This is a genomic window from Aeromonas sp. QDB54, assembly GCF_027707385.1.
Lineage (GTDB): Bacteria > Pseudomonadota > Gammaproteobacteria > Enterobacterales > Aeromonadaceae > Aeromonas > Aeromonas hydrophila.
This window is the reverse complement of record NZ_JAPCIT010000015.1, coordinates 102,022-119,040: the sequence shown is the minus strand read 5'-3', so window position 1 is coordinate 119,040 and position 17,019 is coordinate 102,022. Positions and strand designations below refer to the sequence as shown.

The 17,019-nt window shown below is 61.7% G+C and carries 20 protein-coding genes; 8 read left to right on the top strand and 12 right to left on the bottom strand.

What is annotated here, in order from left to right:
* Position 1: 1 nt before the first annotated feature.
* From lptB to npr, 6 genes are all read left to right on the top strand, one after another.
* The gene (gene lptB, locus PG881_RS15630) at positions 2-727 is read left to right on the top strand and encodes an LPS export ABC transporter ATP-binding protein (RefSeq protein ID WP_270801206.1); all 726 of its coding nucleotides are present in this window, start codon (positions 2-4) and stop codon (positions 725-727) included.
* A 65-nt stretch (positions 728-792) separates the two neighbouring features.
* On the top strand, positions 793-2,232 hold the full coding sequence (locus PG881_RS15625; RefSeq protein ID WP_011707612.1) for an RNA polymerase factor sigma-54: 1,440 nt from the start codon (positions 793-795) through the stop codon (positions 2,230-2,232).
* A 21-nt stretch (positions 2,233-2,253) separates the two neighbouring features.
* Positions 2,254-2,541 (top strand): ribosome hibernation promoting factor, encoded by a 288-nt coding sequence (hpf, locus tag PG881_RS15620; RefSeq protein WP_005305957.1) that lies wholly within the window; start codon positions 2,254-2,256, stop codon positions 2,539-2,541.
* A gap of 2 nt (positions 2,542-2,543) precedes the next feature.
* Positions 2,544-2,990 (top strand): PTS IIA-like nitrogen regulatory protein PtsN, encoded by a 447-nt coding sequence (ptsN, locus tag PG881_RS15615; protein ID WP_005305951.1) that lies wholly within the window; start codon positions 2,544-2,546, stop codon positions 2,988-2,990.
* Positions 2,991-3,032: 42 nt separating this feature from the next.
* Positions 3,033-3,899, top strand: a complete 867-nt coding sequence (gene rapZ / locus PG881_RS15610; protein ID WP_011707611.1) for an RNase adapter RapZ — start codon at positions 3,033-3,035, stop codon at positions 3,897-3,899.
* 20 nt (positions 3,900-3,919) lie between these two features.
* Positions 3,920-4,192: a PTS phosphocarrier protein NPr gene (gene npr / locus PG881_RS15605; RefSeq protein ID WP_005305943.1), complete on the top strand. Its 273-nt coding sequence runs from the start codon at positions 3,920-3,922 to the stop codon at positions 4,190-4,192.
* A 15-nt stretch (positions 4,193-4,207) separates the two neighbouring features.
* Here the strand turns inward: npr and PG881_RS15600 are convergent, their stop codons facing one another.
* From PG881_RS15600 to PG881_RS15545, 12 genes are all read right to left on the bottom strand, one after another.
* On the bottom strand, positions 4,208-6,112 hold the full coding sequence (locus PG881_RS15600; protein WP_270801203.1) for a BglG family transcription antiterminator: 1,905 nt from the start codon (positions 6,110-6,112) through the stop codon (positions 4,208-4,210).
* 105 nt (positions 6,113-6,217) lie between these two features.
* Positions 6,218-6,958 carry a 2-dehydro-3-deoxy-phosphogluconate aldolase gene (gene dagF, locus PG881_RS15595; protein ID WP_270801200.1) on the bottom strand — a complete coding sequence of 247 codons (741 nt, stop codon included), beginning with the start codon at positions 6,956-6,958 and terminating at the stop codon, positions 6,218-6,220.
* Positions 6,958-8,073, bottom strand: coding sequence for a DgaE family pyridoxal phosphate-dependent ammonia lyase (locus PG881_RS15590; protein ID WP_270801197.1), 1,116 nt, complete (start codon positions 8,071-8,073; stop codon positions 6,958-6,960). The genes dagF and PG881_RS15590 overlap by 1 nt, the downstream gene beginning before the upstream one ends.
* Complete coding sequence (locus tag PG881_RS15585; RefSeq protein ID WP_270801194.1) at positions 8,057-9,196, bottom strand: amidohydrolase/deacetylase family metallohydrolase; 1,140 nt, start codon at positions 9,194-9,196, stop codon at positions 8,057-8,059. Before PG881_RS15585 ends, PG881_RS15590 begins: the two co-directional genes overlap by 17 nt.
* A gap of 43 nt (positions 9,197-9,239) precedes the next feature.
* Positions 9,240-9,890, bottom strand: a complete 651-nt coding sequence (locus tag PG881_RS15580; protein WP_011707606.1) for a DUF4310 family protein — start codon at positions 9,888-9,890, stop codon at positions 9,240-9,242.
* Between the two features lie 11 nt (positions 9,891-9,901).
* Positions 9,902-10,678 carry a DUF4311 domain-containing protein gene (locus tag PG881_RS15575; protein WP_016352193.1) on the bottom strand — a complete coding sequence of 259 codons (777 nt, stop codon included), beginning with the start codon at positions 10,676-10,678 and terminating at the stop codon, positions 9,902-9,904.
* Between the two features lie 40 nt (positions 10,679-10,718).
* Positions 10,719-11,015 (bottom strand): DUF4312 family protein, encoded by a 297-nt coding sequence (locus PG881_RS15570; RefSeq protein WP_029304679.1) that lies wholly within the window; start codon positions 11,013-11,015, stop codon positions 10,719-10,721.
* A complete protein-coding gene (locus PG881_RS15565) occupies positions 11,015-11,380 on the bottom strand; it encodes a glycine-rich SFCGS family protein (RefSeq protein WP_011707603.1) in 366 nt (121 codons plus the stop codon). Before PG881_RS15565 ends, PG881_RS15570 begins: the two co-directional genes overlap by 1 nt.
* Positions 11,381-11,743, bottom strand: a complete 363-nt coding sequence (locus tag PG881_RS15560) for a transcriptional regulator (RefSeq protein ID WP_017409378.1) — start codon at positions 11,741-11,743, stop codon at positions 11,381-11,383. It lies immediately after the preceding gene.
* A gap of 308 nt (positions 11,744-12,051) precedes the next feature.
* A complete protein-coding gene (gene degS / locus PG881_RS15555; protein ID WP_043160650.1) occupies positions 12,052-13,173 on the bottom strand; it encodes an outer membrane-stress sensor serine endopeptidase DegS in 1,122 nt (373 codons plus the stop codon).
* Between the two features lie 89 nt (positions 13,174-13,262).
* Complete coding sequence (locus PG881_RS15550; protein ID WP_011707600.1) at positions 13,263-14,624, bottom strand: Do family serine endopeptidase; 1,362 nt, start codon at positions 14,622-14,624, stop codon at positions 13,263-13,265.
* An 81-nt stretch (positions 14,625-14,705) separates the two neighbouring features.
* Positions 14,706-15,086: a YhcB family protein gene (locus tag PG881_RS15545; RefSeq protein ID WP_011707599.1), complete on the bottom strand. Its 381-nt coding sequence runs from the start codon at positions 15,084-15,086 to the stop codon at positions 14,706-14,708.
* Between the two features lie 140 nt (positions 15,087-15,226).
* On the opposite strand from PG881_RS15545, the gene zapE reads away from it, so the two are divergent.
* Together zapE and rplM are read left to right on the top strand one after the other, a co-directional pair.
* The gene (zapE, locus tag PG881_RS15540; protein WP_270801191.1) at positions 15,227-16,315 is read left to right on the top strand and encodes a cell division protein ZapE; all 1,089 of its coding nucleotides are present in this window, start codon (positions 15,227-15,229) and stop codon (positions 16,313-16,315) included.
* A gap of 266 nt (positions 16,316-16,581) precedes the next feature.
* Positions 16,582-17,010, top strand: a complete 429-nt coding sequence (gene rplM, locus PG881_RS15535; RefSeq protein WP_005336289.1) for a 50S ribosomal protein L13 — start codon at positions 16,582-16,584, stop codon at positions 17,008-17,010.
* Positions 17,011-17,019 lie beyond the last annotated feature (9 nt).

Here is a 17,019-nt window from a genome sequence, read left to right as displayed (position 1 = left end):
CATGGCAGTGTTGAAAGCAGCCGGCCTGCAAAAAAGTTACAAGCGCCGCATGGTAGTGAGCGATGTGAGCCTGGAAGTGGGTACCGGCCAGATCGTCGGGCTGTTAGGTCCGAACGGCGCCGGCAAGACCACCTCCTTCTACATGATCGTGGGGCTGGTGCAGAGCGATGCCGGCCTCATCACCATCGATGATCAGGACATCAGCCTGCAGCCCATGCATATCCGTGCCCGCAACGGTATCGGCTATCTGCCGCAGGAGGCCTCCATCTTCCGTCGCCTGTCGGTGTTCGACAACCTGATGGGGGTCATGCAGACCCGCAAGGGGCTGAGTCGCGAAGAGCGGGAGGACAAGGTCCAGCGACTGCTGGAAGAGTTCAACATCACCCATATCCGTGACAGCCTGGGTCAGAGCCTGTCGGGCGGGGAGCGGCGCCGTGTCGAGATCGCCCGGGCACTGGCTGCCGAGCCGCGTTTTATCCTGCTGGATGAACCCTTTGCCGGGGTCGACCCCATTTCTGTGATAGACATCAAGAAGATCATCCAGCATCTCAAAGATAGAGGCCTGGGCGTCTTGATCACCGACCACAACGTCAGAGAGACTCTGGACGTATGTGAGAAGGCCTATATCGTCAGCCACGGCAAGATGATTGCCGAAGGTGCACCGGCCGACATACTGGCCGACGAACAGGTCAAGCGCGTCTATTTGGGCGATCAATTCAGTCTATAGTAAGGGGGCATCTCTTCATTTCCTGTGACGACTGCCTCGCTGAACATAAGGATATCCCGACGTAGATGAAGCCGACATTACAGTTGCGTCTCGGCCAGTCCCTGACCATGACGCCGCAATTACAACAAGCGATTCGTCTGCTCCAGCTCTCCACTCTGGAACTCCAGCAGGAAATTCAGCAAGCGCTCGACAACAACCCCTTGCTGGAGCAAGAGGAAAATGATGTGCAGGAGACCAGCCCGGAAGAGCCGGTCGATGCCAGCCAACTCGACTCCAGCGATGCCATGTCCCAGGACAACATGCCGGACGAATTGCCGGTAGATACCACCTGGGAAGAGGTCTACTCGGCCGGCACGGCCCAGAGCGCGGGCCCCATCCACGACGGTGAAGACAGCATCTATCAGGGCGAAACCACCGAAAACCTGCAGGATTATTTGCTGTGGCAGATGCGCCTGACGCCCTTCAGCGACGTGGATGCCGCCATCGCTCTCGCCATCATCGACGCCATCGACGAATCCGGTTATCTGACGGTGTCGCTGGAAGATATCCAGACTGCGGTAAGCAGCGAGGATGTCGAGGTGGAGCTTGATGAAGTGGAGGCGGTGCTCAAGCGAGTGCAGCACTTCGATCCGGTCGGCATCGCCGCCCGCTCGGTGCAGGAGTGTCTGCTGATCCAGCTGGGCCAATACTCCCCGGACCTGCCCTGGCTCAACGAGGCCAAGGAGGTGATCCTCGAGCACATGGACTTGCTCGGCAATCGGGACTACCGCACCCTGGCGCGCAAGACCCGGCTCAAGGAGAGCGACCTCAAGGAGGTGCTGGACTTGATCCAGCAGCTGGAACCGAGACCCGGCAACGGCGTCATCCAGAGCGAATCCCAGTATGTGATCCCGGATGTTTCCGTGGTCAAGAAGGGCAACAAGTGGGTGGTCGAGCTCAATCCGGACTCTGCCCCGCGCATCCGGGTCAACGAGACCTATGCCGCCATGGCCCGTCAGGCTCGCACCAGCCAGGATACCCAGTTCATCCGTTCCCACCTGCAGGAAGCCAAGTGGTTCATCAAGAGTCTGGAGAGCCGCAACGACACCCTGCTCAAGGTGGCCAGCTGTATCGTCGAGCAGCAGCAGGGCTTTTTCGAATACGGTGAAGAGGCCATGAAACCCATGGTGCTCAACGACATCGCCGAAGCGGTGGAGATGCATGAGTCGACCATCTCGCGGGTCACGACCCAGAAGTACATGCACACGCCACGCGGCATCTTCGAACTGAAGTTTTTTTTCTCCAGTCATGTCAACACGGAGGGAGGAGGAGAGTGCTCATCGACCGCAATTCGCGCGCTCATCAAGAAGCTGGTCACGGCGGAGAATCCCGCCAAGCCGCTAAGTGATAGCAAGATCGCGGATTTGCTGGCCGAACAGGGTATTATGGTGGCGAGACGCACGATCGCAAAGTACCGTGAATCCTTGTTGATCCCGCCATCCAATCAGCGCAAACGCCTGGTTTAGGCAAAACAAAAGGAAGACGTTATGCAAATTAACCTGACCGGACACCATGTCGAGATCACCGAAGCTCTGCGTGATTATGTGAACAACAAATTTGCCAAACTCGAGCGTCACTTTGACCACATCAACAATGTTCATGTGGTGTTGAGCGTAGAAAAACTGAACCAGATCGCCGAAGCCAAGCTGCATGTCAGCGGGGGTGAGGTGTTCGCCAATTCGCAGCATGCCGACATGTACGCTGCGATTGATACCCTGCTGGACAAGCTGGATCGGCAGATCATCAAGCACAAAGATAAGTTAAATCAAAAATAACCATGCAACTTGAACACATACTGAGTCGGGACTGCACCAAAAGTGCGGTCCCTTGTACCAGCAAGAAACGCGCCCTGGAGATCATCAGCGAGTTAGCCGCTGAACGTCTGGGGACCTCTCGTCAGGTGCTCTTCGAGTGCCTGCTGGCGCGAGAAAAAATGGGCAGTACCGGGATCGGTGCCGGTATCGCCATTCCCCACGGCCGGATTGGCGACGAGTTTCCGCCGACCGCCATCCTGATGACCTTCGCAGAGCCGATCCCCTTCGATTCCATCGACAATCAACCGGTTGACCTGCTGTTCGCCCTGCTGGTGCCGGAAAGCGAGTGCAAGCAGCACCTCAAGACCCTTTCCCTGATGGCATCCAAACTGGGCGACAAGGCGGTATGCCGCCAGTTGCGCCAGGCAACCAGCGATGAAGAACTCTATCAGATCATGACATCGGCCTGAGATGCAGGCCCTTGCAATGACGCCAAGCGGTGAGGGAACAAGATGCAATTAATAGTGGTGAGTGGGCGCTCCGGCTCGGGCAAGACAGTTGCCCTGCGTGTGCTGGAGGATCTCGGTTATTACTGCGTGGATAACCTGCCGGTCAACCTGCTGCCCCAGCTGATCGTCTCGGTCGAGAGCCAGTATGACAAGCTGGCGGTCAGCATCGACGTGCGCAACCTGCCGGCGAGCCCGGACAAGCTGGAAACCCTGCTGGCCCAGGTTCGCAACGAGGGGCGGGTGGAGTTCTCGAGCTTCTTCTTCGATGCGGAAAACTCCACCCTGCTCAAGCGCTACGGCGAGAGCCGCCGGCTGCACCCCTTGTCACGCAATCAGTTGTCGCTGGACGAGGCGATTCGGGAAGAGACCCACCTGCTGGCGCCGCTCTCCTCGACGGCCGACCTGCGCATCGATACTACCAACCTCAGCATTCACGACTTGAGCGAGCTCATCAAGACCCGGGTGCTCGGCAAGAAGGAGAACGAGCTGGTGCTGGTGTTCGAGTCGTTCGGCTTCAAGTACGGCATTCCCAAGGATGCCGACTTCGTGTTCGACGCCCGCTTCCTGCCCAATCCGCACTGGATCCCCGAACTCAAGCCCTTTACCGGCAAGGATGAGCCGGTGGCCCGCTACCTCTCCAGCCAGCCTGACGTGATGCAGTTCATCCTGCAGATCGAGAACATGCTGGCGACCTGGTTGCCCCATCTGGAGCGCAACAATCGCAGCTATGTGACAGTCGGTATCGGTTGCACCGGTGGCCAGCACAGATCGGTGTTCATTGCCGAGCAGCTGGCCGGCGCCTTCCGCCTGCTGGGCAAGAACGTCCAGATCCGCCACCGCACCCTCGACAAGAGTGCGCCGCAATTTTGATGGACCAATAGGAAGATCAGATGACCGTCTCAGCCTCGGTGGAAGTGAAAAACAAACTGGGCATGCATGCCAGACCGGCCATGATGCTGTTCGAGCTGGTGCAGGGGTTCGATGCCCACGTGTTGCTGCGCAACGAAGAGGGGGTCGAGGCCGACGCGGACAGCGTGATCGGCCTGTTGATGCTGGACTCCGCCCAGGGCAAGCAAGTGGAAGTTCAGGTGGAGGGGCCTGAGGAAGTGGAGGCCCTGGCCGCCGTGGTGGCGCTGTTCACCTCGGGCTTCAACGAGGAGTAACGCGCCTCGGCATGCTCAAGGTGCGCTGCGAGCCAGCGCCTTGAAGGCGGCAAAATCCCGACAAGCCAGCAGACTCCTGCTGGCTTTTTCGTTCATCAGCGCCAGGAACAGGTCGTAGAGCCCCATTGCCTCTTCGTAGTCGGCCTTGGCGATGGCCAGTACGAAGACGAGGGTAGCGCTCTCGCCGTTGCCCCAGTCGATCCCCTGCGGGGCCAGCACGGTATAGACCAGGGTGCGGCGCGCCAGCAGGCCGAGGGAGTGGGGCAGGGCGATGCCGTCCCCCAGCATGGTGGAGACGATCCGCTCCCGTTCCTGCAATGAGCCCCGAAAGCCGCTCTCCACCAGATCCTCGTTCTCCAACTGGCTGCAGATGCGATCAAACAGCGCCGCCTGGCTGAGCGGTTCGGTGGCCACTATGAAGTGGTCGGCATCGAAGTACTTGTCGAGCAGGTAGGGGCGGGTGCGATCGACCAGCACCAGTTTGCCGAGCTGCTCCAGCTGGTACTGGGTCGGGAAGGGGGCGACCTGCACCACGGGCACGTTCTTCTCGCCGGCCTTGACGGTGCTGATGACGAAGTCCTGCTCGATCCGCGCCAGCCCTTCGTAATCCCGCACCGACTCCAGCATGGTCAGCTGCAACTGGGGATACTCCCGCTTGATGCGGGCCTCCAGCACCCGGAAGGTGGCATTGCCCGCATCGCACAGCAGCAGCGCCTGGGGACGGCGGGTGTAACCGATGTCGTAGTGACGCTCCAGTCCGACCCCGATGTGGATCACCAGATAGCCTATCTCGTGGTGGGTCAGCCGATAGGGAGTCTGCCTGATCCACTCCGAGATGGCCGCCAGCGTGATGTCGTAGGCGAGGGGGTAGTACTGCTTGATGTGGTCCGCCAGCGGATTGTGGCTGCCGATCTGGTATTTGACCCGCAGCAGCATGGCGCTGATATGGGTCTGCAGGTCGGCCCGCAGTTGCAGATCGCCGCGCAGGTCATAGGGGTAGTGCTGGTGGATGTAGGCCAGCAGATGCTCCACCAGCTGTTCGCTCTCGGCCGCCATGGCCGGGCTGAGCTGGGGGGCATCGGCGGTGAGGCGGGCCTGGATCTGGATGGCGAGGCAGGCTATCTCCTCCTCCCCCGGCGGGGTCAGGGTCGGCAGCTCGCCATAGATATCGTGGGCGACCGCCAGCAGAGGCGCCGTGAGATCCTCGCTGGCAAAGTGGCGCAGCTCGTGGCCGGCCGCCTGGCGCAGCAGGGCGACGGCGCAGTAGATGGCGAGCTGCTGCAGGCTCTCATCGGCCAGGCGCAGCTGATGACGGCCGAGCTGCTCGTGGATGTGATTGCCCACTACCTCCAGCGTCTTGCTGGGACAGAGGTTGGGCAGCAGGCTCTGCAGCGGGTTGCTGTGCAGCAGCTCTTGGTAAAGCAGCTGGGTGAGGCAGGCGCGGATGGCCGTCTCGCCCCCCTGGATCCGCATCCCCTGTCTGGGTTTGCTGTCGATGGCGAGTCCGAAGTGGGCGAGCCGCTCCCGCACCTCCGCCATGTCCCCCTGCAGTGCCGCCCGGCTCAGATACCAGGTGTCCGCCAGCTCGTCGAGCTTGATGCCCTGCTCCGCCGTCAACAGCAGGATCTGCAGGTGCAGCACTCGCTCGCGGCTGGTACGGGGCAGCCCGCTCTCCTGCTCCTGGGCCGCCAGCAGCGCCGCGAACAGCTCCTGATTGTAGATCTTGAGCTGGTAGCCGCTGCCGCGCTGGTGGATCAGGTGGGCGCCCCGGGTGGCGATGAGTTCGTTCAGGGTCGCCACGTCGGTGCGCACGGTGCGGGTGGAGACATTGAGGCGGCGGGCCAGTTCCTCCTGCGGCAGCGGCTCGGCGTGGAGCAGGGTGAGCAGTTGATGGAGTCTGGGGTGGGGCAGCTTGATCATGAGGGGGGAACGGACTCCTGTCGCGGAATGAAAAATCGATGTTAACAAGCGGGTCATTAACAAGCCAGGCACCGGTCAGTGATCGGACCGGTGCCCGAAGGGCTGTCAGGCCAGCAGCCGCTTCACCGTGGACAGCAGGGTACGCACGTCCTCGGGACGGGTCTGACCGCTCGCGCTGTCGATGATGGAGCTGTAGATATGGGGGATCACCTTCTCGACCCCGGCATCCAGCGCAATCCGCACTATCTCCTCGAAGTTGTCGAGATCGATGCCGCCGGTGGGCTCCAGCCAGAAACCGTGGCGAGCGCAGGCCTCGGCCACCGCCTGATACTCGGCGCGGCAGGCCAGTCCGCCCATGGGGAAGAACTTGACCGAGCTGCCGCCCATGTCCTTGAGCAGGGCGATGGCGGTGTCGATGGGGACGATGCCGTCGGGCTGCTGGCTACTCAGGGGGCCGGTGGAGATCTTCACCATCCCCGGGGTGCCGGTGGGGGAGACAAGGCCATTGACGAGGGTGTCAGACTGGCCGAGCAGTGCCCGGCTGGCGCCGACCCCGGTGAACACCTGGTTGACGTGCTGGGGCTGCAGCTGGCGAGCCAGCTCGGCCACCATGGCGGACTGGCGCGGATCGCCGGCCCCCAGCCCGATGGAGAGGGCGTTGTCGATAAGCTTGGCGTAGGCCTGCATGTCAGCGACGGCGGAGGGCACATCCGGGTAGTTTTTGGAGAGCACGCCGACCAGCACATGGCCCTCGGCGGCCTCATAAATGTCGACGGCATTCTGTCGGGAGCCGGCCAGCACGTTGAGGCAGACCCGATCGCGGTGGTAATTGGGAGTCAAAGGCATCAGTTGTTCTCCTGAACGAGGTGGGCAATGGCGGCATGGATCTGGTCGAGCTGGGGCAGGGTGACGCTGCGCACGTCTATCTCGATGTGCCCCTCGTTGGCCTTGTAGCCACGGCAGTAGATGGCAGGTGTGCCCTGTTGCAGACGGGCGACGACCTGCATTGTGGTCATGCCGATCTGCTGGTGGTCGAAGGCGATGTCGGTGCGGGCGATGTCGCGCCCCGCGCTGTCCCACACCACCTTGGCGCTGACGCCGGGCAGCTGGTTGAGGCGCTCGATGAAGGGGGTCATCTTGGCGACCATGGCGGCGCCGCTCTCCTTCTCCTTGGCCAGATAGCGCTCGATGGCGTGGGTCAGGCCGAGGATCCCCTCCTTGCCCACCTTCATGGCACGGCCGATGCCGTTGGCCTGCTGCTTGACCCACTCCACGTACTGGCGCTTGCCGAGTACCAGCCCGCTGGTGGGCCCTTCGATGGCCTTGGCGCCGCTGTAGATGACCAGATCCGCCCCCTGGTTGTAGTAGAGACGCAGATCTTCCTCGGCCGCCGCATCGACGATGAGCGGGAGCCCGTGGGCCTTGGCCACCTCGGCTGCCTCTGCCACCGACAGAATGCTCTTCTGCACGCAGTGGTGGGACTTGATGTAGAGGATGGCGGCGGTGCTGGCATTGATGGCGGCGGCCAGCTGGGCGGCAGAGCATTCGTTGGCGTAGCCGGCCTCCACCACCTTGCCGCCCCCCAGATTGACCATGGTGCCGACCGGCGCGCCGAAGTTGACGTTGTGCCCCTTGGGCAGCACGATTTCGCTCGGCACATCGTGGGCATGGGCGTGCAACTGCTCGAGGCGGTAGGGGTCGCCGCGCACGATCACCGCGGCCACCGACTGGGCGATGCCGGCGCTGGCGCAGGAGACCACCACCGCATCTTCCACGTCCAGCAAGCCCGCCAGATAGGCGCCGGTCTTGTTGACCAGATCCTTCACCTCGAAGTAGTGGCCGAGGCCGAAGTTGACCGCGTCGACCACCTCCTGTTCGGGGGTGGAGACGCCGAGAATGGTCATGCGCCCGGAGGCGTTGATCACCGGTTTGAGCTGATATTTCTCATACACAGAAGGCATGGTGTGATTTCCCATAGTGAGTCAGAACCAGTTCGCCACCGACCAGGGCGGCGAGGGGCAGCAGCTGCCGATCGCCATTACGGGCGCCGGCTTCGGTATCGGTAAAGAGGGTGGGGCCGCTGCTCACCTCGAACAGGGTCAGGTCGGCAGCGGCGCCCACCTCGAGCTGCCCCTTGCCGGACAGGCGCAGGGCATCGGCGGCATGGTTGGTGACGCAGGCCAGCACCTGCTCCAGCGTCATGCCGATGGCGAGAAATTTCGACATCACGTGGGCCAGGCTGTAGACCGGCCCCTTGATGCGGTTCTTGCAGTAGATGTCGGAGCTGATGGTGCGGGGCAGGATCCCCTGGGCAATGGCCAGTTCCGCCACCTCGAAACTGAAACTGGCGCCGCCGTGGCCGATGTCGAGCAAGAGGCCCCGTTGCATCGCCTCACGCACCGTCTGGCGCAGTTCGCCGGCCGGGGTCAGGATGCGGTTGGGCTTGCCGTTGAAGCAGTGGGTCAGCAGATCGCCATCCCCCAGCAGGGCGACGATCTCGTCCAGATCCGGCGGCGTGTTGCCCACGTGTACCATCAGCGGCAGCCGACCGTGGGCCTGTTGCAGTGCCTTGGCCATGCGCAGCGGCTGCAGGCCGTTCTCACCCACCACGCTGCCGCTCATCCGCGCCTTGATGCCGACGATGAAGCCGGGGTGGCGGGCAATGGCCGCCGAGGCGAGATCCATGTCGAGGTCCCGGCTGTCGGCCAGCTCGTTCTGTCGCAGCAGGCCGATGCGGGAGATGTTGAGCAGGGCGTGCACCCGGGTCTTGCAGCCGGCGGCGAGACGCTGGAAGTCATCCACGTCGTCGGCCCCGGTGCTGCCGGCGTCGATGACGGTGGTGACGCCGGACTCCACGCCCACCTTGTCCGGCTCATCGTGATAGATGGGGGAAGCGGGATAGCAGTGGGTGTGGCCGTCGATCCAGCCGGCGCTCACATGCACCCGGCCGCCGAGATCCAGGATCTGCTGCGCCGCGGTCGTCTCCGGCAGGGTGCCGATGGCGGCTATCTTGCCCTGCTGGATGGCGATATCGACGAGCTGGCCATCTCCCTGGCGCCCCGCTCTGATGATGATGTCGTACATGCTAGATGGCCTCTCGAGCGCCGCCCCGCAGGGCGGCGGATGGTTATGCAAGTGCAACCGGGAAGAAGGTGCCGAGCAGCATGGCCCCCAGGATGGCACCGCCGGTGATGGGCTTGCCCCACACGTAGAACAGCAGCGCACCCAGCAGGGAGCCGATACCGATGGGGATCGAGGCGCCCATGGCGGAGAGGATGATGAGTGGGCCGAGGAAGCGGCCCGAGCTGTTGCCAGCCCCCATCATGACGTCTGCACCGTAGGTGGAGTTGCTCTGGTTGATGGTGAACTTACGCGCCAGGATGATCACGTAGCCGATGGCCAGACCAATCCCCATGCCGGTTGCCAGCGAGGCACCGAAGTTCTCCACCGGATAGACGATGCCGGCCCCCAGCAGCAGGGCGGGTACGCCGAGGCCGACCCCGGTCTGGATGGCACCGCCGATATCCAGGATCCCCACCAGGGAGCCCTCGATGATGCGGGCAAACAGGAAGCTGGCGCCGAAGGCCGCCACCGCGCCATAGGCACCGGTGTCCATGCCGGCCTTGAGCATGGCGACGAAGGCCACCTCGTTGAAGGCACCGACCCCGTACAGATAGAACATGTGGGTACCGGCAAAGACCCCGGCCGACAGCAGGCCGACAAAGATGGGGAAGGACCAGTCGGCGTACCAGAAGTTGTTTTTCAGTTTCTCATCCACGGTGTGACCCCTTATTTGCCGCTCAGCAGGTTATGGACGTTTTCCAGCCACAGGGGAACACCCAGATGGAAGGACTCGATGAGTTTCATGTCGAAGCCGCGGAAGAAGCCGCTCAGCACGAACAGCAGGACAATGGCTGCCATCATCACCTTGGTGACATGGTTCCAGCCGCTCTCTTCCACGCCCTTGCCGATCAGGATGCCGAGCACCAGGCCCGGTACCGCGTTGCCCATGATGAGCTGGGCCAGGCCGCCGAAGATGGTGGCCCAGAAACCGGACTTCTTGCCCGCCTCGATGGCGGCCAACCAGAAGATCACCGGCATGACGGTGTTGACCAGCAGGTTGGCGGCCGGTACCAGCACCTTGACCGCGGTGACCTGCAGGGCGGCCGGTACGGCGGCGGCCGTGCTGTTGAGGAAGGCGACCACGATGGCACCTATGATGCCGCCGGCAATGGCCATCTTCTTCGGGTCGTGCAGGGTGGTGGCGAGATCCCGGTTCTTGAACAGCAGTGCCGCCGTGGCCCAGTGCGGAATGATGCGGTGATCCACATCCTGGGTGAAGGCGCCGGCTGCCACGGTGGAAGCCCAGGCGTTGAAGAAGAAGCCCAGACCAAACGAGAAGTGGGAGGCGGGGTCTCCTTCGCAGGAGTTGAGCTCGCCCAGGGTACGGAAAGCTCCCATGCCCTGTACGGTCGGCGCGTGGAACATCCGTGCCGCGCCAGCCCCCACCCCGACGCCTACCAGGCCGCCGATGATGAGTGACTTGATAAATATGATTAGAAACATCCAACGTATCCTTCTTGTGGGGTGGTACCCGCGTGCGGCGTCACACCAGGGTGAACGTCACTTGCTCGGCATCCAGGCTGGTGACCTTGACCGTGATCGCCAGCTGGACCCGGAATTCGCGGCGCTGGCGCGGCAGGAAGAAGAACAGGAACTTCTCCACCCGGACCGACTCTTCGGCCTTGAGCACCTGCACCTCGAGCGGCTCGATGCGCAGCATCACCCGCGGGTTGTCCTTGAGCAGCGTTGGCTGCACCTGGCTGAGGGCGGCGGCGAACGCCTGCTGGCGAGTCGGCCCCTTGCCGTTGACCATGACCTGGGTGGTGAAGTCCTCTTTCATCAGGCGCGTCCGTGTTTCTTGGCGAAGGCTTCGATCAGCTTCTGACCCAGCTCTTCCTTGTCCATGAAGCCGAAGCCCAGCACCACGCAGCCTTCGTTGATGGCGGTGACGCCCTCTTCGATGGAGCGCATGCCGTAGCGGCACTTGTAGCCGTACTTGGTCTGCGCCGTGATGGCACCGGCGCCGCCGCTGCCGCAGAAGGAGATGCCGAGATCCGCCTGCTCCTTGTTCATCACGTCACCGAGCTTCATGTCGGCGGCCATGCCGGGGATGATGGTCACGCTGGCGCCGGCGGTTTCTGCGCCTGCCCCCACTTTCTGGCCCTTGCCGAGTCGATCACCGATCACGAGTTTGATGGCTGTCATTTAGCTTTCTCCTTTCACTGAGCTGAGTTCGTTTTCTTTGGCAACTTCGAAATGGACGGACAGCAGATGGGCCTCTTCATAGGCCAGCTTGTCCAGCCAGGCGACGACCTGTTCGGCCAGGCGCAGGGAGAGGGGGGAGATCTCCTCGAACAGGCTGAGATCCACCTCCGGCAGCGACTCACCGCTGTAGGAGCGCCACACCATGGCTTTGACGTGGGAGGCCAGCATCTGCCGCTGTACCTCGTTGGGGCGGATGCCCTGCTCGCCGAGCAGGGTGTGGATGCGCGCCAGCGTGTGGTCGGTCTGGCGCAGCAACGCCGGGCTGTCCGGGGTCAGGTTCTGGTCATGGGTCTCTGTGTGCAAGGTCTGCTCTCCAAGGCTGGCAGAAGGGATAGCGTTACCCTAAGCCGGCAGTAGAGGAGAGAGGAGGCACTGTTTTTCCGATTCGAAGCGGAAATTCCCGCACGCCTGGGCCGAAAACGGTGATTTTTGTGGAGTGGAGAGGCAAAGGGCTGCTATCGGGGCCGACTTTGTGTGATCGAGGGCGCACTTGGCCCGTCGGGCCGGGACGAGCAGGCTTGCTGGAAACTGTGAGTCGCCTCACGGATGGGGGAGTGTGGGGGAAGCAAACAGGGGCGGTTGACCGCCCCTGTTAAAGAGTATTGGCGGGATCAGCTGGCGGTGGCGGCGCTCGGGCTGGCCCGGTTCTGGTAGCGCAGATCCTCTTCGATGGTGACCTCCACCTCCAGCGGCTTGCCGTCACGGATCACCGAGATGGTGAGCTTGGTGCCCGGCCGGCTCTCGACGATCTTGTCCATGGCGGTACGCACGCCGCTGATGGCCTCGCCGTTGATCTTGAGCAGCACGTCGCCCCGCTTCAACCCGCCTCTGGTGGCCGGGCCGTTGGGATCCAGGCTCTCCACCACCAGGCCGCGCAGATCGCCCAGATTCATCATGCGGGCGACGATGGGGTTGATCTCGACGCTGGAGATGCCGAGGTAGCCACGAATCACCCGACCGTTGGCGATCAGCTCATCCATGATGCGCTTGGCCAGCTTGTAGGGGATGGCGAAGCTGATGCCGTAGCTCTCCTGGTTGCCGTTGAGGTGGTAGGCGGCGGTGTTGATGCCCACCAGATCGCCGCGGGCATTGACCAGGGCGCCCCCCGAGTTGCCCTCGTTGATGGCGGCATCGGTCTGCAGCAGATCCTGCCGGCCGTTGCTGTCCGGGCCCATGCTGGAGAGGCCGATGCGGCCGGTGGCGCTGATGATGCCCTGGGTGATGGTCTGGCCGACGTTGTAGGGGTTGCCGATGGCGAGCACCACGTCGCCCACGTCGGGCAGGCGCTCCGGATCCTGCGGGATCACCGGCAGATTGTCCGACTCGATGTAGAGCACCGCCAGATCGGTCAGCTGATCGGAGCCGACCAGCTCGGCGCTGAATACCCGCCCATCCTGCAGCGCAACGATGATCTGGTCCGCATCGGCGATGACGTGATAGTTGGTCAGCACGTGGCCGCGCTGGCTCATGATGACGCCGGAGCCGAGCCCCTGCGGCCTGAGCTCGGCCTGATTGCCCTGGTTGCGGGCGAAGCTGCGGGTATAGATGTTGACGACCGCCGGCCCGGCGCGGTGGGCGGCGTAGGAGAAACTCAGTTCACGGGCATTGGTGATGAGGCCGGGCAGCTGGGCCCCGCCACGGAAATTGGGAAACAGCAGCAACAGAAGAGCCGCCACGGTGAGACCGAAGCCGACAGACTTGCCCAAGTAACTGACTAGAGGGGGAATTTTCATGTCATTCTCATCCGTACATACAGCGCGCAGAGAATAACACTATCGGTGGATAAAAATCACCCGCGGCGAGGGCCGCGGGTGAGAGGGAGTTAACGGATCACCAGATAGAGGGAGGATTCCCCGCGCTGGATGTTCAGCGCCAGCACATCCGGCTTGTTCTTCAACGCCTTGCTCAGCTCTTCCAGCGAGTTGATGCGCAGGCGGTTGACCCCGATGATGATGTCACCTTTCTGCAAGCCGGAAGCGGCGGCAGGCGAGCGCGGATCGATGTCAGCCACAGCCACGCCGGTCACCGGCTCGGCGGTGGTGCTCAGCTTGGCCCCTTCCAGTGCCGGGTGCAGGGCGCTGGCCAGGATCTCGCTGTCATCTGCCTTCTTCAGCGTGACCTTGACGGTCTGCTCCTTGCCATCGCGGATGAGGCCCAGGGCGACCTGCTTGTCAGCCCCCATGGTGGCGATCTTGGCGCGCAGCTCACCAAACGAGCGGATGGCCTTGCCATCGATGCTGATGATGATGTCGCCGGCCTTGATACCCGCCTTGGCTGCAGCGGAGTCAGGCATGACCTGGTTGACGAAGGCGCCATCCTTCTTGTTGTAACCGAAGGTCTTGGCGATTTCGGAGGTGAGCTCGGTGCCGGTGATGCCCAGCTGGCCGCGGCGCACTTCCCCGTATTTCACGATCTGCTCGGACAGGTCGCGTACCATGTTGGATGGAATGGCGAAGCCGATGCCGATGTTGCCGCCGTTCGGGCCCAGGATGGCGGTGTTGATACCGATCAGCTCGCCGCGCAGGTTGAGCAGGGCGCCACCTGAGTTGCCGGAGTTGATGGCCGCATCGGTCTGGATGAAGTTTTCCAGATTTTCGATGTTGAGGCCGCTGCGCCCGAGCGCACTGACGATGCCGGAGGTGACGGTCTGGCCGAGGCCGAACGGGTTGCCGATGGCCAGCGCATAGTCACCGACCCGCAGCTCGTCGGAGTCGGCAAACTTGATCTGCACCAGATCCTCGGCCTTGATTTGCAGCAGCGCGATGTCGGACTGCTTGTCCTCGCCGATCTTCTTGGCGGCGTATTCACGGCCATCCTTCAGGTTGACCTTGATCTCGTCCGCCTCGTGCACCACGTGGGCGTTGGTGATCACGTAGCCCTTCTTGGCATCGATGATGACGCCGGAGCCGAGCGCCTGGAAGGGTTGCTCGCTCACCTGTTCGTCGGGCATGTTGGGGCCGAAGAAGAAACGGAACTGTTCCGGCAGACGCTGGCGGGTGATCTTCTTGCCGGAGACTGAAATGTTGACCACGGCAGGAGTGACCTGCTCGAGTACCGGCGCCAGGCTCGGCATCTCCTGATTGTTCGCCAGCAGAGAGGGCAGTGCAGCCTGTACAGGGGCCGCAGACATGGCGATACCGACACTGAGGGCTAACACACTGAGCACAGAAAGAGGTTTACGCATATGAAAAACAGCTCCCAGAAAAAGTTGCAATGCAATCGTCAAGGTCTGACCACGCTACCGCGCAATTAGTTCCGCAGGGAACTAACTGGACTGCTTGAGCAGACCGGAGGCCCCTGCATAGTCACGGGGTGGTACGCCCGGTTCTTCATTGGCCGGGACATCGCTGCTCTCGTCGAGCAGGGTTTCACGGAACAGTGGCTCCTGAGCCTTGGCCAGGAACTTGCTCTGCTCCGCCATATGGCGATAAAGGGTCTGGTACTGCTCGGCCAGCTGCTCCATCAGGGCGGCGCTGTCAGCGAAGTGGGTATTGATCTGGCCCTGGTAGCTTTCAAGTTCCTTGTGAGCCTTCTTCAGTTCTTGTTCCAGACGGCCGGCATCCCGGCTGCGCACTGTGAAGCGGCCGATGATGACACCGATAATCAAGGCGGCGACAGCCAGCAGGATCCCGTTTAACAGACTCATAGATGCTCCTTGTTACAGCTAAATCAATGTGGGTTGATGCGGCCAAAGCGGCCGCTACGCCTTGATGGCACTATACCGTGCACCCCGAGAGCGTGATACCATTTTGTCCTTCATTCAGGGACTTGAAGGCAATCGACAGGATGACCCCGCAGCAAAAGTATCAGCAGGATTTGCAGCGCCCCGGCTTCGTGGCCGACCCCGCCCAGGCGATGGCAGTGGCCCGTCTGGAGCGACTCTATCAGGATTTGTGCCAAACCCCGACTCCGACCAGATCCCGCGGCCTGCTGGGCTGGCTGCAAAAGCCGAAACCCCGCACGCCCATCCTGGGTCTATATATGTGGGGCGGAGTGGGCAGAGGCAAGACCTGGCTGATGGATACTTTTTTCGACAGCCTGCCGGGAGAGCGCAAGCTGCGCATTCACTTCCACCGTTTCATGCACCGGGTGCACGATGAGCTCAAGGGGCTGACCGGTCAGGCCGATCCGCTCAAGCTGATCGCCAGCAAGCTGGCCGGCGAGACCGACGTCATCTGCTTCGACGAGTTTTTCGTCTCCGACATCACCGACGCCATGCTGTTGGGGACTCTGTTCCAGGAGTTGTTCGGCCATGGAGTGGTACTGGTGGCGACCTCGAACATACCACCGCAGGATTTGTATCGAAATGGTCTGCAGCGGGCCCGTTTTCTACCGGCGATCGCGCTCATCGAGCGCCATTGCGAGATACTTAACGTGGACGGCGGCACCGACTATCGCCTGCGCACGCTGGAGCAGGCGGAGATTTATCACTTCCCGCTGGATCAGCAGGCAAAATCCAATCTGGATCGTTATTTTCGGCAGTTAACCGGGCTGGAAGAGGCCCGGGCGGGCAGTGTCGAGATCAATCACCGTCAACTGATGTCGCTGGGGATGGGAGAAGGTGTGCTCTATATGGAGTTTGAGCAACTTTGCTGTACTCCCCGCTCACAGGGCGATTACATCGAACTGGCCCGGCTGTTTCACACCGTCCTGCTGGCCAATGTGCAGCCAATGGGCACGGATGACGCGGCGCGGCGCTTCATCGCCATGGTGGACGAGTTCTATGAGAGGCACGTCAAGCTGATCATATCGGCGGCGGTACCCATGCAGGAACTCTATGGCAACGGGCTGCTGAATTTCGAGTTCAAACGTTGTCTTTCACGGCTTCAGGAAATGCAATCGCACGAATACCTTGCCAGAGTGCACCTTCCTTAGTCACAATACCGCGCCTGCCAGTCGGATGGGCATCTGCGGCAGGTAGGGCCGGGCGACATTTGCTAGCTTCATGGCAGTGAAATTAGCAGGTGATATTTAAGGCAACTTCACTTATAATCGCCCGGCCCACGTTACAGCTGTCGATAAGACAGCAACACTTTAAGCTTTACTTGTATTCGAAGGGGTACAGGTAGGCCATCGTTTGTTGTTTGTGGGAGAGCCCCCATAAGCAATTGGGTCTGTAACAGGTAATTGGGTTTAACTTAATGAAAACTTTCGTTGCCAAGCCAGAAACCGTAAAACGTGACTGGTACATTGTGGACGCAGAAGGTAAAACTCTGGGTCGTATCGCAACCGAGATCGCTGCTCGTCTGCGTGGTAAGCACAAAGCTGAGTACACTCCGCACGTTGACACCGGTGATTACATCATCGTTGTAAACGCTGAGAAGGTACACGTAACCGGTAAGAAATTTACCGACAAAATGTACCATGCTCACTCCGGTTTCCCGGGTGGTATCAAGTCCATCAGCTTCGACAAGCTGATTCAGCGTAAACCGGAAATGGTAATCGAAGCTGCCGTCAAAGGCATGCTGCCGAAGGGTCCGCTGGGCCGTGCCATGTTCCGTAAGCTGAAAGTTTACGCAGGCGCCGAGCACGCTCATGCTGCTCAGCAACCTCAAGTACTGGATATCTAACGGGAACTG

Bases quoted from the DNA above. Each gene is read 5' to 3' on its own strand.
- PG881_RS15550 (WP_011707600.1), bottom strand. From the start codon at position 14,624: ATGCGTAAACCTCTTTCTGTGCTCAGTGTGTTAGCCCTCAGTGTCGGT.
- hpf (WP_005305957.1), top strand. From the start codon at position 2,254: ATGCAAATTAACCTGACCGGACACCATGTCGAGATCACCGAAGCTCTG.
- degS (WP_043160650.1), bottom strand. From the start codon at position 13,173: ATGAAAATTCCCCCTCTAGTCAGTTACTTGGGCAAGTCTGTCGGCTTC.
- PG881_RS15585 (WP_270801194.1), bottom strand. From the start codon at position 9,196: ATGTACGACATCATCATCAGAGCGGGGCGCCAGGGAGATGGCCAGCTC.
- rapZ (WP_011707611.1), top strand. From the start codon at position 3,033: ATGCAATTAATAGTGGTGAGTGGGCGCTCCGGCTCGGGCAAGACAGTT.
- lptB (WP_270801206.1), top strand. From the start codon at position 2: ATGGCAGTGTTGAAAGCAGCCGGCCTGCAAAAAAGTTACAAGCGCCGC.
- PG881_RS15565 (WP_011707603.1), bottom strand. From the start codon at position 11,380: ATGACAGCCATCAAACTCGTGATCGGTGATCGACTCGGCAAGGGCCAG.
- PG881_RS15545 (WP_011707599.1), bottom strand. From the start codon at position 15,086: ATGAGTCTGTTAAACGGGATCCTGCTGGCTGTCGCCGCCTTGATTATC.
- npr (WP_005305943.1), top strand. From the start codon at position 3,920: ATGACCGTCTCAGCCTCGGTGGAAGTGAAAAACAAACTGGGCATGCAT.
- PG881_RS15590 (WP_270801197.1), bottom strand. From the start codon at position 8,073: ATGCCTTCTGTGTATGAGAAATATCAGCTCAAACCGGTGATCAACGCC.
- rplM (WP_005336289.1), top strand. From the start codon at position 16,582: ATGAAAACTTTCGTTGCCAAGCCAGAAACCGTAAAACGTGACTGGTAC.
- PG881_RS15570 (WP_029304679.1), bottom strand. From the start codon at position 11,015: ATGAAAGAGGACTTCACCACCCAGGTCATGGTCAACGGCAAGGGGCCG.
- dagF (WP_270801200.1), bottom strand. From the start codon at position 6,958: ATGCCTTTGACTCCCAATTACCACCGCGATCGGGTCTGCCTCAACGTG.
- PG881_RS15600 (WP_270801203.1), bottom strand. From the start codon at position 6,112: ATGATCAAGCTGCCCCACCCCAGACTCCATCAACTGCTCACCCTGCTC.
- zapE (WP_270801191.1), top strand. From the start codon at position 15,227: ATGACCCCGCAGCAAAAGTATCAGCAGGATTTGCAGCGCCCCGGCTTC.
- ptsN (WP_005305951.1), top strand. From the start codon at position 2,544: ATGCAACTTGAACACATACTGAGTCGGGACTGCACCAAAAGTGCGGTC.
- PG881_RS15625 (WP_011707612.1), top strand. From the start codon at position 793: ATGAAGCCGACATTACAGTTGCGTCTCGGCCAGTCCCTGACCATGACG.
- PG881_RS15575 (WP_016352193.1), bottom strand. From the start codon at position 10,678: ATGTTTCTAATCATATTTATCAAGTCACTCATCATCGGCGGCCTGGTA.